The following is a 13,714-nucleotide window of genomic DNA, read 5'->3' on the forward strand; positions in this document are numbered from 1 at the left end:
CTAAAATTCAAGTCCTGCTTCTCTAGCAGCATCAGCTAATGCTTTCACACGTCCATGATATAGGTATCCTCCACGATCGAATACAACAGATTTGTAACCTTTATCCTGAGCACGCTTCGCAAGTGCTTCTCCGACTTTCTTAGCAGTTTCAACGTTTGACCCTGCTCCAATGTTAAGCTCTTTATCAGCTGTTGAAGCACTCGCAACCGTTACACCACCAATATCATCTATTAATTGTGCATAAATATTTTTATTTGAACGATATACGTTTAGACGAGGACGCTCAGCAGTACCGAAAAGGTTTTTACGAACGCGACCATGTCTCTTTTTACGTACAATATTTTTGTCAGGTTTTGTGATCATCTAGGTCACTCCTTTCTCGCCTAACTTTTAACTAATCTTACTTAGCAGTTTTACCCTCTTTACGGCGTACATATTCACCAGCATAGCGAATACCTTTACCTTTATAAGGCTCTGGTGAGCGGATTGCTCTGATGTTAGCTGCAATAGCACCAACTAATTCCTTGTCGATACCTTTTACAGTTAGTTCTGTATTTTTAGGAACATCAATTTCGATTCCTTCAATTGGATCGATTTCAATTGGATGTGAATACCCAGCGTTAATAACAAGTTTGTTTCCTTGTTTTTGTGCACGATATCCGACACCAATAATTTCAAGTGATTTTTCGAAACCTTTGCTCACACCTTCAACCATGTTGCTGATTAAGCTGCGAGTTGTTCCGTGCAATGCACGATGATCTTTATGGTCACTTGGACGTTCAACTGTAATTACATTCTCTTCAATGTTAATTTTCATATCTTGGTGTAGATCTCTTGTTAATTCACCTTTAGGCCCTTTAACAGTGATTGTAACACCGTCAAGTTTAACTTCTACACCTTGTGGAATTTCAATCGGTTTAAGTCCTATACGAGACATTCCATGCACCTCCTCATTAAAAAATAATAATTACCAGACGTATGCTAGAACTTCGCCACCAACAGCTTGTGAACGTGCTTCTTTATCAGATAGCACACCTTTAGATGTTGAAACGATAGCAATACCTAAACCGTTAAGTACGCGTGGCACTTCTGTAGATTTAGCATATACACGTAGTCCTGGTTTACTGATACGTTTGATACCTGTGATTACTCGCTCTTCATTTGCACCGTATTTCATGAAAATACGTAGAACACCTTGCTTGTTATCTTCAACGAATTCATAATCTTTAACAAAACCTTCACGTTTCAGGATATCAGCGATCTCTTTTTTCATTTTAGAAGCAGGAAGCTCTAATTTTTCATGTTTTACCATGTTTGCATTTCTAATACGAGTAAGCATATCTGCGATTGGATCTGTCATAACCATTACTAATTACCTCCTTCCCGAATCGGGGTTTACCAGCTTGCTTTTTTGACACCAGGAATTTGACCTTTATAGGCAAGTTCACGGAAACAAATACGGCAAAGTTTAAATTTACGAATTACAGAATGCGGACGACCACAACGTTCACAGCGTGTGTACTCTTGTACTTTAAATTTTTGCGGGCGTTTTTGTTTCGCAATCATCGATTTTTTAGCCACAAATTTCCCTCCTTGTATTAGCAGTACGCTTATTTTTGGAAAGGCATGCCCAGCTGAGTTAATAGTTCACGAGCTTCTTCGTCAGTATTGGATGTTGTAACAATAACAATATCCATACCTCTAACTTTGCTTACCTTATCGTAATTGATTTCAGGGAAAATCAATTGTTCTTTTACACCTAATGTGTAGTTTCCACGACCATCAAAAGCTTTTTTAGAAACACCACGGAAGTCACGTACACGTGGTAGTGATACCGCAATTAGCTTTTGAAGGAATTCGTACATGCGCTCACCGCGAAGGGTTACTTTCGCCCCGATTGGCATTCCTTCACGTAGACGGAATCCAGCGATAGACTTTTTCGCACGAGTGATTAATGGTTTTTGGCCTGATAGCAATGTAAGCTCTTCAACTGCACTGTCTAATGCTTTTGAGTTTTGAACTGCATCACCAACACCCATGTTAATCACGATTTTTTCAACTTTTGGTACTTGCATTACTGATTTATATTCAAACTTATTCATTAAAGATGGTGTAATTTCACCTTGATATTTTTGTTTTAATTCGTTCATAGTGGCGCCCTCCTTTCAGCACAAATTATTTATCTAATGCTTCACCGGATTTTTTTGCAATGCGGACTTTTTTGTCGTCTCGCACTTCATATCCAACACGAGTTGGTTCACCGGATTTTGGATCAATCGGCATTACATTAGAAACATGAATAGGAGCTTCTATGTTAAGAATTCCGCCTTGCGGATTGTCTTGAGAAGGTTTTGCGTGTTTTTGAATCATATTAACACCTTCTACAAGCACACGCTCTTTCTTCGGAAATGCTTCTAAGATAGTACCTGTTTTACCGCGGTCTTTACCGGATAATACTTTTACTTTATCACCTTTTTTTACATGCATGCTTTAACGCACCTCCTTGACAAGGTAATTCTTACTTATCGATGTTGTATACCGTTCTGTAAAAATGACACATCGAAATTCTGGCAATATGCTTTACTATTTCAGAAGAAATCGAGTTTCTTTTAAGATCAATTCGGCAACGAACTTTCTTATGCCTGTCATCCAGTCAATAGAGCTTATCTGCTTCGAACTTCGCGGTCTTTTTCCTTCACATAAACAACAATTATAAAACTTCTGGAGCTAGAGATACGATTTTCATGAATTTAGCATCACGCAATTCACGTGCAACTGGTCCAAAAATACGAGTTCCTCTTGGACTTTTATCATCACGGATAATTACGGCAGCATTTTCATCAAAACGGATATAAGATCCATCTTTACGACGTGCACCAGATTTACTACGTACAACAACTGCTTTTACAACCTCGCCTTTTTTGACAACGCCGCCTGGTGTTGCTTGTTTTACAGAACAAACAATTACATCACCAATATTAGCAGTTTTACGTCCTGATCCACCCAATACTTTGATGGTTAATACTTCACGAGCACCAGAGTTATCTGCAACTTTTAAACGAGTTTCTTGTTGAATCATAACACTGTGACCTCCCTTCGGATCTTTATACGCGACCTCTAATTATATAATAACGGCTTCCTCTGTTACTTCAACTAGACGAAAACGTTTCGTAGCTGATAGTGGACGAGTCTCCATGATTCGAACTACATCCCCTGTTTTTGCAAGGTTGTTTTCATCATGTGCCTTAAATTTCTTTGAATACTTAACACGTTTCCCATATAATTTATGGAATTTGTATGTTTCAACTAGAACAGTGATTGTTTTATCCATTTTGTCGGAAACAACACGTCCTGTGTAAACTTTACGATTATTACGCTCAGTCATTGAGGCTAACCTCCTCTCTGTAGAATCAGTTATTTACGCTTAATTCACGTTGACGTACTACAGTTTTCATACGTGCAATTGCTTTACGCACTTCACGGATACGTGCAGTGTTTTCCAACTGACCTGTAGCAAGTTGGAAACGCAAATTAAATAGTTCTTCTTTTAATGATTTAACTTTTTGTTCAATTTCGGCAGTGGTTAGATCTCTTATTTCATTAGCCTTCATTGCTTTCACCACCAATTTCTTCACGTTTTACAAATTTAGTTTTAATCGGCAGTTTATGAGAAGCAAGTCTAAGTGCTTCACGAGCAACCTCTTCTGACACACCTGCGATTTCAAACATAATTTTTCCTGGCTTAACTACTGCTACCCATCCTTCAGGAGCACCTTTACCGGAACCCATTCGAACTTCAAGCGGTTTTGCAGTGTATGGTTTGTCTGGGAAAATTTTAATCCAAACTTTACCACCACGTTTCATGTAACGAGTCATTGCAATACGAGCTGCCTCGATTTGACGGCTTGTAATCCAAGAAGCCTCTGTTGCTTGTAAACCAAACTCACCAAAAGCGACTGTTGTACCGCCTTTTGCTTGGCCTCTCATTTTACCACGATGTTGTCTACGATATTTAACACGTTTAGGCATTAACATAGTAATGAGCACCCTCCCTTATTTATTTGTTTTTAGTTGGAAGGACTTCTCCACGATAAATCCACACTTTAACACCTAATTTACCATAAGTAGTATCAGCTTCTGCTGTACCATAATCAATATCAGCACGCAAAGTGTGTAGTGGTACTGTTCCTTCATTGTAATGTTCCGCACGAGCGATATCTGCTCCGCCAAGACGTCCGGAAACTTGTGTTTTAATTCCTTTAGCTCCTCCGCGCATTGCACGTTGAATTGCTTGTTTTTGAGCACGACGGAATGAAATACGGTTTTCTAATTGACGAGCAATGTTGTCAGCTACCAATTTAGCGTTAAGATCCACTTTCTTGATTTCAACGATATTGATATGAACTCTTTTACCAGTCAAGCTGTTTAATGATTTACGTAGAGCTTCAACTTCTGAACCGCCTTTACCAATTACCATTCCTGGTTTACCAGTATGAATTGTAATGTTAACACGGTTTGCTGCACGTTCGATTTCGATAGAAGAAACAGCAGCTGTGCTTAAACGGTTTTCAAGATATTCTCTGATTTTAATATCTTCATGTAGTAAGTCTGCATAGTCTTTACCAGCATACCATTTTGACTCCCAGTCTTTAATGATACCTACGCGAAGACCTGTTGGATTTACTTTTTGACCCACTGACTATCCCTCCTTCTTTTCAGTTACCACTACTGTAATGTGGCTTGTGCGTTTGTTAATTTTACTTGCGCGTCCTTGTGCACGTGGACGGAAACGTTTCAATGTAGCACCTTCATTTACGAATGCTTCAGAAATCACTAGATTATCTGCATCCATTTCATAGTTATGTTCTGCGTTTGCTACAGCAGACTTTAGAACTTTCTCTACTACTGGAGAAGCACCGCGTTGTGTGTGGCGTAGAATCGCAATTGCTTCGCCAACATTTTTTCCTCGAATTAGATCTACTACTAAACGAACCTTACGAGGAGCAATACGAACTGATTTCGCAACGGCTTTAGCTTGCATGCCTTAGTACCTCCTCTCTTATTAGCGTCTTGTTTTCTTATCGTCGGCAGCGTGTCCTCTATACGTACGAGTTGGCGCGAATTCACCTAATTTATGTCCGACCATATCTTCTGTAATATAAACTGGTACATGTTTACGTCCGTCATAAACAGCAATTGTGTGACCAATGAATGTAGGGAAAATTGTAGAACGACGAGACCAAGTCTTTACAACCTGTTTCTTGTCACCTTCGTTTAGGCTATCAATCTTCTTCATTAGATGGTCATCTGCAAAAGGTCCTTTTTTCAAGCTACGACCCATGAATAAACCTCCTTCCAGAGTTGCAGACGGGCTTTAGCTCCCGTCCTTACTTTACGTTTATTTTTTACGTTTACGAACAATATACTTATCAGATGGTTTGTTACGTTTACGCGTTTTGTAACCAAGTGTCGGTTTGCCCCATGGTGACATTGGTGATTTACGTCCGATAGGTGCGCGTCCTTCACCACCACCGTGTGGGTGATCGTTAGGGTTCATTACAGATCCACGAACAGTTGGGCGAACGCCTTTCCAGCGTGAACGACCTGCTTTACCAACACGAACTAGTTCATGTTCAATATTTCCAACTTGACCAATCGATGCACGGCAAGTAGAAAGGATTAAACGAACTTCGCCTGAAGCTAAACGTACAAGTGTATATTTTTCTTCACGTCCAAGAATCTGAGCTTCTGCTCCAGCTGAACGAGCGATTTGTCCACCGCGTCCTGGCTTCAACTCAATGTTGTGAATGATTGTACCTACTGGGATGTTTACAAGTGGAAGTGCATTACCAACTTTGATATCTGCATCTGCACCTGATTCAATTACTTGATCTACTTTAAGTCCTTTTGGAGCTAAGATATAACGCTTTTCTCCATCTGCGTAATGGATAAGAGCAATATTAGCTGTACGGTTTGGATCATATTCGATTGTAGCAACGCGTCCTGGTATACCATCTTTGTCGCGTTTAAAATCGATAATACGGTATTGACGCTTATGACCGCCACCTTGATGACGAACAGTTAATTTACCTTGATTGTTACGACCACCACGTTTGCTTAGCGGTGCTAACAAGGATTTTTCCGGAGTATCCGTAGTAATCTCTGCGAAATCTAGCACTGACATATTACGTCTACCATTTGAGGTTGGTCTGAATTTTTTAATCGCCATCTTTTTCCCTCCTTCACGATATTTTTAGATTATGCTTCAAAGAAGTCCAGTTCTTTGCTGTCTTCTGTAAGCTGAACGATAGCTTTCTTGCGATCTGAGCGGTACCCACCGTAACGACCCATTCGCTTGAACTTACCTTTAACATTCATTGTGTTAACTTTTTCTACCTTTACACCAAAGATAACTTCAACAGCATCTTTGATTTCAGTTTTGTTTGCTTTCGGGGATACTTCAAACGTATATTTTTTCTCTGCCATTAAATCAGCGGAATTCTCTGTAATGACAGGGCGTTTAATTATATCGCGTACGTCTTTCATTATGCAAGCACCTCCCCTGCTTTTTCAGCTGCATCCTTAGTAATGATCAGCTTGTCATGCGCAAGCAAGTCGAGTACATTGATTTCATCAACAGTCAATACCTTTACAGTTTGAAGGTTGTTAGCAGAACGAATTACTGTTTCGTCTCTTTCAGCAGTCACGATCAATGCTTTTGCATTAACGCTTAGCGCATCTAACATTTTAATAACTTCTTTTGTTTTTGGTGCATCAATAGCAATGCTATCCAAAACAACTAAGCTATCTTCTTTTACTTTAGAAGACAATGCAGATTTAAGTGCTAAACGACGTACTTTCTTTGGTAATTTATAGCTGTAGCTGCGTGGAGTTGGTCCGAATACAGTTCCACCGCCAACCCATTGTGGTGAGCGAATAGATCCTTGACGAGCACGACCAGTTCCTTTTTGACGCCATGGTTTACGACCTCCGCCGCGTACTTCAGAACGGTTTTTTACCGCGTGAGTACCTTGACGCATAGATGCGCGCTGCATTACTACTGCTTCATGTAATACATGTGTGTTTGGCTCAATACCGAAAACGGAATCGTTTAATTCGATTTCTCCAGCATTACTTCCATCTTGTTTTAAAAGTGCTACTTTAGGCATGACATATCCTCCCTTCGTATGTGTGATTAGTTACCTTTTAATGCACTTGTGATTTTCACATATGATTTTTTCGCACCAGGTACGTTACCTTTAATTAATAGTAGATTACGTTCTGTATCTACACTTACTACTTCAAGGTTTTGGATTGTGATTTGCTCAGAACCCATTTGTCCTGGTAATTTTTTACCTTTAAATACTCGAGCTGGATAAGCTGCTGCACCCATTGAACCTGAAGATCTATGGAAATGAGATCCGTGGCCCATTGGTCCGCGACTTTGTCCGTGACGTTTGATTGAACCTTGGAATCCTTTACCTTTGGAAGTTCCAGTTACATCAATTTTGTCTCCAGCTTGGAAAGCTTCTACACTGATTTCTTGACCAATTTCATATTCGTCAAGATTTGCGTTACGGATTTCACGAACGTAGCGCTTAGGGGCTGTGCTTGCTTTTTCAGCATGACCTTTTTCCGCTTTATTCGTACGTGATTCCTTTTTATCAGCAAAACCGATTTGTATTGCTTCATAACCATCATTTTCTAATGTTCTTTTTTGCAAAACTACATTGGGCTCAGCCTGTATTACTGTTACTGGAACTAGTTCTCCGTTTTCAGAAAAAAGCTGAGTCATGCCGATTTTACGACCTAAGATTCCTTTCGTCATCCGTTACACCTCCTATATTAAACACATTTTTATAATTTAATTTCAATGTCCACACCAGATGGCAAGTCAAGACGCATTAATGCATCAACTGTTTTTGGTGTTGGCTCAACAATATCGATCAAGCGTTTATGAGTACGCATTTCGAATTGTTCACGAGAATCTTTATACTTGTGCACCGCACGTAATACTGTATAAATTGATTTCTCTGTAGGTAATGGAATCGGACCAGATACTTTGGCACCTGAACGTTTCGCAGTATCTACGATTTTTTCAGCAGATTGATCTAAAATACGGTGATCATATGCTTTTAAACGAATTCTGATTTTCTCTTTTGCCATTATTTTCCCTCCTTTTCGCCCATATTATTATAGACATTCTCCGTGAAAATTTCTTAGCATCCCGCCATGGCAAAGGGGCCGGGTGTGCCAACAACCTTTCACATCATCGCCTTGTGACCAACATTATTAGTATACTAAAAATGTCTAGTCTTTGCAACCACTAATTTTATATAGTGCTTTGCGCATTTATTTATTATACATACGTGCCCTAATGATTGCAAGTTATTCTAGAATTTTTTTTAGATATACAGAAGTTTTTTAGCGTTTCATTGACAGATAGCATACTAAGAGAATGAATACTTGGATAAACTTGATTGGTATTTGAAAGGAAATCGGAACTAATGATTATTTGTTTAATCTGAGTAACGATCGCCCTTCACTCACCCGGACTGGCTAGAACGACATATTATTTTGATAAACCATGTTAGTATTAGCCAGTGAACCATTACTAGCGGAGGAAACACACGAAGACTCCTGTGGGAAACGTGGCCAGAGTGAGACTTAGCAGAACGATAATTCAAGAAACGCCGGGTCACCCTAAGGTGCGCGTAGTGTGTTTCCGAAGGGTGTATACGCACAATCTCTCAATGTACATTAGTTCGAAGTCTATGTATTTGCGTATAATGTTCCGATAGCATGGTAAACAAACGTGTTAAATGCAAAAAAACAGGTAACGTCGTCACGTTACCTGTTTTATAGAAACACTTATTATTTTTGGATAGATGATACAACACCTGAACCTACAGTACGTCCACCTTCACGAATTGAGAAACGAGTACCGTCTTCAATAGCGATTGGTGAGATAAGTTCAACTGTCATTTCAATGTTATCACCAGGCATTACCATTTCAACGCCCTCTGGAAGTTCGATAACTCCAGTTACGTCAGTTGTACGGAAGTAGAACTGTGGGCGATAGTTTGAGAAGAATGGAGTATGACGTCCACCTTCTTCTTTTGACAATACATAAACTTCAGCTTTGAAGTTTGTGTGTGGTGTAATTGTACCAGGCTTTGCTAGTACTTGACCACGGTTGATGTCATCACGAGCTACACCACGTAGTAGTGCACCAATGTTGTCACCAGCTTCAGCGTAGTCAAGAAGCTTACGGAACATTTCAACACCAGTTACAGTTGTTTTGCTTGCTTCTTCAGCAAGACCGATGATTTCAACTTCATCTCCAACTTTAACTTCTCCACGCTCAACACGACCAGTTGCAACTGTTCCACGACCAGTGATTGAGAATACATCCTCAACAGGCATCATGAAAGGTTTTTCTTTGTCACGTTCTGGAGTTGGGATATACTCATCAACAGCAGCCATTAACTCAAGAATTTTTTCTTCATAGCTTGCATCGCCTTCAAGGGCTTTAAGTGCAGAACCTTTGATTACTGGTACATCATCACCAGGGAAATCGTACTCAGTTAATAGATCGCGAACTTCCATTTCTACTAATTCAAGAAGCTCTTCATCATCTACCATATCTGTTTTGTTAAGGAATACTACGAAAGCAGGTACCCCAACGTTACGAGATAGAAGGATATGCTCACGAGTTTGTGGCATTGGACCATCAGCAGCAGATACTACTAGGATAGCTCCGTCCATTTGTGCAGCACCAGTGATCATGTTTTTAACATAGTCAGCGTGACCTGGGCAGTCAACGTGTGCATAGTGACGAGTTTCAGTTTCATATTCTACGTGAGAAGTTGAGATTGTGATACCACGTTCTCTTTCTTCTGGTGCACCATCAATTTGGTCATAACCACGTGCTTCTCCACCACCGTGTTTTGCAAGTACAGTTGTGATAGCAGCTGTTAATGTAGTTTTACCATGGTCAACGTGTCCTAATGTACCAACGTTAACGTGACTTTTGGAGCGATCGAATTTTTCTTTAGCCATTTATAGTTCCTCCTTTAAATAAATAAAAGTTTTTTTAAGTTTATATAATCAACTAAGAAGTAATAACTTCAAGTTATCCCTTAGCCTTTATACTAATTGTTATACGTTAGATTGAGAAAAAAATCAATTATTTGCCTGTGTTTTTCTCGATAATTTCCTCAGAAATGCTTTTCGGCACTTCTTCATAATGGTCGAATGTCATTGTATATGTTCCGCGACCTTGAGTGTTTGAACGTAGGGCAGTTGCGTAACCGAACATTTCTGCTAATGGTACGAAACCTTTAACAAGCTGTGCGTTTCCGCGTGCTTCCATACCTTCAATACGTCCGCGACGTGATGTAACATCACCCATAATGTCTCCCATGTATTCTTCTGGAATTACGATTTCTACACGCATCATTGGTTCAAGAAGTACTGGGTTACATTTGTTTTTCGCAGCTTTTAATGCCATTGATGCAGCTACTTTAAATGCCATCTCGTTTGAGTCAACATCATGATAGCTTCCATCAAATAGTGTTGCTTTCACGTCGATTAGTGGATATCCAGCTAGGACACCATTATCCATAGCTTCTGATACACCTTGCTCAACTGCAGGAATGTATTCACGTGGTACAACCCCACCGACAATTTTGTTTTCAAATTCAAATCCAGCGCCTGTTTCATTTGGCTCGAATTTGATCCAAACGTGACCGAACTGACCGCGTCCACCAGACTGACGTACGAATTTACCTTCAACTTCAGCAGCTGTACGGAACGTTTCACGGTATGCAACCTGTGGCGCACCAACGTTTGCTTCTACTTTAAACTCACGCTTCAAGCGGTCTACAATAATATCCAGGTGAAGCTCACCCATACCAGAGATAATTGTTTGACCAGTTTCTGGGTTCGTTTCAGTTCTGAATGTTGGATCCTCTTCAGCTAATTTAGCTAATGCAGTACCCATTTTATCTTGGTCAGCTTTTGTTTTAGGTTCAATAGCGACAGAGATAACTGGTTCTGGGAATTCCATAGATTCTAGAATAACTAGATCTTTTTCATCACAAAGTGTATCTCCAGTAGATGTATCTTTCAACCCAACTGCTGCAGCAATTTCACCCGCATATGCAGTAGAGATCTCTTCACGGGAGTTCGCGTGCATTTGCAGAATACGTCCTACACGTTCACGTTTATCCTTTACAGAGTTTTTCACGTAAGAGCCTGAATCTAATGTTCCAGAGTATACGCGGAAGAAAGTCAACTTACCAACGAATGGATCTGTCATAACTTTAAACGCTAAAGCTGAGAATGGTGCGTCATCAGATGATGGGCGAGTTACCTCTTCTTCAGTTCCAGGTATAATACCTTCAATCGGAGGTACGTCTGTTGGAGCTGGAAGATAGTCAATTACACCATCAAGCATTAACTGAACACCTTTGTTTTTAAATGCTGAACCGCAGAATACTGGGTAAAACTCAACACTCAATGTTGCTTGACGAATAGCAGCTTTTAATTCCTCTTTAGAGATTTCTTCTCCTTCAAGGTATTTCATCATTAGCTCTTCATCTGTTTCAGCAACAGCTTCAATTAAGTTACCACGTAATTCTTCAGCTTGCTCTAGTAATTCTGCTGGAATTTCACTTGATTCATCAACTGTACCCAAATCATCTTTATAGAAGTGAGCTTCCATGTTGATTAAGTCAATAATTCCATTAAATTGATCTTCAGCGCCAATCGGCATCTGAACCGGATGTGCATTAGCACCCAAGCGCTCTCTTAATGTTCCAGTAGAATACAAGAAGTCTGCACCTGTTTTATCCATTTTGTTAATGAAAACGATACGTGGTACACCGTACGTTGTAGCTTGGCGCCATACCGTTTCAGTTTGTGGTTCTACACCTGATTGTGCATCAAGAACTGTAACAGCTCCATCAAGTACACGCAATGAACGCTCAACTTCTACTGTGAAGTCTACGTGTCCAGGTGTATCAATGATGTTAATGCGGTGTTCTTTCCAAGAAGCAGTTGTAGCCGCGGAAGTAATTGTAATTCCACGCTCCTGCTCTTGTTCCATCCAGTCCATCTGCGAGGCACCTTCATGTGTTTCACCAATCTTGTGAATACGTCCTGTATAGAAAAGAATACGCTCAGTAGTAGTGGTTTTACCTGCATCGATATGCGCCATAATCCCAATATTACGCGTCTTTTCCAAGGAGAACTCTCTAGCCATGTATTCTTCTCCTTCCTCTTAAAAGCTTTTGTTAGATTTGTATTACCAACGGTAGTGAGCGAATGCTTTGTTCGCTTCTGCCATTTTATGCATTTCTTCACGTCTCTTAACAGCAGCTCCTGTATTGTTAGAAGCATCCAAGATTTCATTCGCAAGACGTTCTTCCATCGTTTTCTCACCGCGAAGGCGTGAGTAGTTAACAATGTAACGCAATCCTAATGCTTGACGACGTTCAGGGCGAACCTCAACTGGTACTTGGTAGTTAGAACCACCTACACGGCGGGCACGAACTTCAAGTACAGGCATTACGTTTTTCATAGCTTGCTCAAAAACTTCCATTGCGTTTTGACCGCTTCTTTCAGAAACTAGTTCAAACGCATTGTAAAGAATTTTTTGTGCTTTCCCTCGTTTACCATCAATCATAATTTGATTGATTAAACGAGTTACTAATTTTGAATTATAAAGCGGATCTGGCAATACATCACGTTTTGGCACTGGTCCTTTACGAGGCATACTAGTATCCTCCTTTCCTAGCTATAATATTTTAAAAGCTTATTTTTTCTCTTTTGGTTTTTTAGTACCGTATTTAGAACGTCCTTGCATACGTCCTTCTACTCCTGCAGTATCTAGCGCACCACGAACAATGTGGTAACGTACCCCTGGTAAGTCTTTTACACGACCACCACGAATTAATACAACACTATGCTCTTGTAGGTTGTGTCCGATACCTGGGATATATGCAGTTACTTCCATGTTATTTGATAAACGAACACGCGCATATTTACGAAGTGCAGAGTTCGGTTTCTTTGGAGTTAGTGTACCAACACGTGTACAAACACCACGTTTTTGTGGAGAGCTTTGGTCCGTAAGTCTCTTTTTGAAACTGTTGTACCCTTTGTTAAGTGCTGGTGAATCGGATTTCTTTACTTTACTTACACGTCCTTTGCGGACTAATTGGTTAATAGTAGGCATTATTGATGTCCTCCCTTCCAAAATAAATTATTTAATTAAAATCAGCAATCAGATCTTCCTGAACACCGATTGTAATACCACACATCCAGGTGGTTCATATTTAGGTAAAAAATAAGATTTTAGTGATTTGACACACTAAAATAGTTATTTTCTAAGCGCCACAGCTGCTGCGCCTACTTTAATGCCACAAGCGGCACCAAGTTTTTTCATGGAATCCACATGCTGATATGGTATACCTTGTTCAATTGCTAAACTGACTACTTCTTGTGTTAATTGCTTGTCAGCATCTTCAGCAATATACACTTCACTTACTTCGCCATTTTTTATGGCTTTCAGTGTCTGCTTTTTCCCAACGATTATACGTGACTTAAGCTTTGTCACTTTTTCATAAGACATTTTGTCATCCTCCAAAGTAACAAGTATAACGGGAGCACCTTGAATATAGTACCATTCTCGTTTTTTAATGTCAATATA

General features: G+C 39.9%; 23 protein-coding genes. All 23 read right to left on the bottom strand.

The window, feature by feature from the left end:
* Window positions 1-363: a 50S ribosomal protein L18 gene (gene rplR / locus NSQ77_RS09650; RefSeq protein ID WP_339230632.1), complete on the bottom strand. Its 363-nt coding sequence runs from the start codon at window positions 361-363 to the stop codon at window positions 1-3.
* 37 nt (window positions 364-400) lie between these two features.
* Window positions 401-937 carry a 50S ribosomal protein L6 gene (rplF, locus tag NSQ77_RS09655; protein WP_339230633.1) on the bottom strand — a complete coding sequence of 179 codons (537 nt, stop codon included), beginning with the start codon at window positions 935-937 and terminating at the stop codon, window positions 401-403.
* 30 nt (window positions 938-967) lie between these two features.
* Window positions 968-1,366 (bottom strand): 30S ribosomal protein S8, encoded by a 399-nt coding sequence (gene rpsH / locus NSQ77_RS09660; protein ID WP_339230635.1) that lies wholly within the window; start codon window positions 1,364-1,366, stop codon window positions 968-970.
* 29 nt (window positions 1,367-1,395) lie between these two features.
* The gene (gene rpsN, locus NSQ77_RS09665; protein WP_011064535.1) at window positions 1,396-1,581 is read right to left on the bottom strand and encodes a 30S ribosomal protein S14; all 186 of its coding nucleotides are present in this window, start codon (window positions 1,579-1,581) and stop codon (window positions 1,396-1,398) included.
* A 29-nt stretch (window positions 1,582-1,610) separates the two neighbouring features.
* Window positions 1,611-2,150 carry a 50S ribosomal protein L5 gene (gene rplE / locus NSQ77_RS09670; protein ID WP_339230636.1) on the bottom strand — a complete coding sequence of 180 codons (540 nt, stop codon included), beginning with the start codon at window positions 2,148-2,150 and terminating at the stop codon, window positions 1,611-1,613.
* 25 nt (window positions 2,151-2,175) lie between these two features.
* The gene (rplX, locus tag NSQ77_RS09675; protein ID WP_339230638.1) at window positions 2,176-2,487 is read right to left on the bottom strand and encodes a 50S ribosomal protein L24; all 312 of its coding nucleotides are present in this window, start codon (window positions 2,485-2,487) and stop codon (window positions 2,176-2,178) included.
* 223 nt (window positions 2,488-2,710) lie between these two features.
* Window positions 2,711-3,079 carry a 50S ribosomal protein L14 gene (gene rplN / locus NSQ77_RS09680; protein ID WP_339230639.1) on the bottom strand — a complete coding sequence of 123 codons (369 nt, stop codon included), beginning with the start codon at window positions 3,077-3,079 and terminating at the stop codon, window positions 2,711-2,713.
* A 42-nt stretch (window positions 3,080-3,121) separates the two neighbouring features.
* Entirely contained in the window at window positions 3,122-3,385 is a 264-nt protein-coding gene (gene rpsQ, locus NSQ77_RS09685) for a 30S ribosomal protein S17 (RefSeq protein WP_095313540.1), read from the bottom strand.
* Window positions 3,386-3,410: 25 nt separating this feature from the next.
* Window positions 3,411-3,611: a 50S ribosomal protein L29 gene (gene rpmC, locus NSQ77_RS09690; RefSeq protein WP_087975050.1), complete on the bottom strand. Its 201-nt coding sequence runs from the start codon at window positions 3,609-3,611 to the stop codon at window positions 3,411-3,413.
* Complete coding sequence (rplP, locus tag NSQ77_RS09695; RefSeq protein ID WP_026680240.1) at window positions 3,601-4,035, bottom strand: 50S ribosomal protein L16; 435 nt, start codon at window positions 4,033-4,035, stop codon at window positions 3,601-3,603. The genes rpmC and rplP overlap by 11 nt, the downstream gene beginning before the upstream one ends.
* Window positions 4,036-4,057: 22 nt before the next feature.
* Window positions 4,058-4,696 carry a 30S ribosomal protein S3 gene (gene rpsC / locus NSQ77_RS09700; protein ID WP_095313542.1) on the bottom strand — a complete coding sequence of 213 codons (639 nt, stop codon included), beginning with the start codon at window positions 4,694-4,696 and terminating at the stop codon, window positions 4,058-4,060.
* A 3-nt stretch (window positions 4,697-4,699) separates the two neighbouring features.
* Window positions 4,700-5,041 carry a 50S ribosomal protein L22 gene (rplV, locus tag NSQ77_RS09705; RefSeq protein WP_095313544.1) on the bottom strand — a complete coding sequence of 114 codons (342 nt, stop codon included), beginning with the start codon at window positions 5,039-5,041 and terminating at the stop codon, window positions 4,700-4,702.
* A gap of 21 nt (window positions 5,042-5,062) precedes the next feature.
* Entirely contained in the window at window positions 5,063-5,341 is a 279-nt protein-coding gene (gene rpsS / locus NSQ77_RS09710; protein ID WP_339230643.1) for a 30S ribosomal protein S19, read from the bottom strand.
* A 57-nt stretch (window positions 5,342-5,398) separates the two neighbouring features.
* Window positions 5,399-6,229 carry a 50S ribosomal protein L2 gene (gene rplB, locus NSQ77_RS09715; RefSeq protein WP_339230645.1) on the bottom strand — a complete coding sequence of 277 codons (831 nt, stop codon included), beginning with the start codon at window positions 6,227-6,229 and terminating at the stop codon, window positions 5,399-5,401.
* Between the two features lie 29 nt (window positions 6,230-6,258).
* Complete coding sequence (gene rplW, locus NSQ77_RS09720) at window positions 6,259-6,546, bottom strand: 50S ribosomal protein L23 (protein ID WP_149474231.1); 288 nt, start codon at window positions 6,544-6,546, stop codon at window positions 6,259-6,261.
* Window positions 6,546-7,169 (bottom strand): 50S ribosomal protein L4, encoded by a 624-nt coding sequence (gene rplD, locus NSQ77_RS09725; protein WP_339230646.1) that lies wholly within the window; start codon window positions 7,167-7,169, stop codon window positions 6,546-6,548. The genes rplW and rplD overlap by 1 nt, the downstream gene beginning before the upstream one ends.
* 26 nt (window positions 7,170-7,195) lie before the next feature.
* Window positions 7,196-7,828, bottom strand: coding sequence for a 50S ribosomal protein L3 (gene rplC / locus NSQ77_RS09730; protein WP_339230648.1), 633 nt, complete (start codon window positions 7,826-7,828; stop codon window positions 7,196-7,198).
* A 29-nt stretch (window positions 7,829-7,857) separates the two neighbouring features.
* Window positions 7,858-8,166, bottom strand: a complete 309-nt coding sequence (gene rpsJ / locus NSQ77_RS09735; RefSeq protein WP_095313553.1) for a 30S ribosomal protein S10 — start codon at window positions 8,164-8,166, stop codon at window positions 7,858-7,860.
* Window positions 8,167-8,874: 708 nt separating this feature from the next.
* Complete coding sequence (gene tuf / locus NSQ77_RS09740) at window positions 8,875-10,062, bottom strand: elongation factor Tu (protein WP_339230650.1); 1,188 nt, start codon at window positions 10,060-10,062, stop codon at window positions 8,875-8,877.
* Window positions 10,063-10,189: 127 nt separating this feature from the next.
* Complete coding sequence (gene fusA, locus NSQ77_RS09745; protein ID WP_339230651.1) at window positions 10,190-12,268, bottom strand: elongation factor G; 2,079 nt, start codon at window positions 12,266-12,268, stop codon at window positions 10,190-10,192.
* 42 nt (window positions 12,269-12,310) lie between these two features.
* Window positions 12,311-12,781, bottom strand: coding sequence for a 30S ribosomal protein S7 (gene rpsG / locus NSQ77_RS09750; protein ID WP_339230652.1), 471 nt, complete (start codon window positions 12,779-12,781; stop codon window positions 12,311-12,313).
* A gap of 39 nt (window positions 12,782-12,820) precedes the next feature.
* Complete coding sequence (gene rpsL / locus NSQ77_RS09755; protein ID WP_339230653.1) at window positions 12,821-13,240, bottom strand: 30S ribosomal protein S12; 420 nt, start codon at window positions 13,238-13,240, stop codon at window positions 12,821-12,823.
* Window positions 13,241-13,384: 144 nt separating this feature from the next.
* Window positions 13,385-13,636, bottom strand: a complete 252-nt coding sequence (locus NSQ77_RS09760; RefSeq protein WP_339230655.1) for a 50S ribosomal protein L7ae-like protein — start codon at window positions 13,634-13,636, stop codon at window positions 13,385-13,387.
* Window positions 13,637-13,714 lie beyond the last annotated feature (78 nt).

The organism is Oceanobacillus sp. FSL K6-2867 (genome assembly GCF_037963145.1).
Lineage (GTDB): Bacteria > Bacillota > Bacilli > Bacillales > Amphibacillaceae > Oceanobacillus.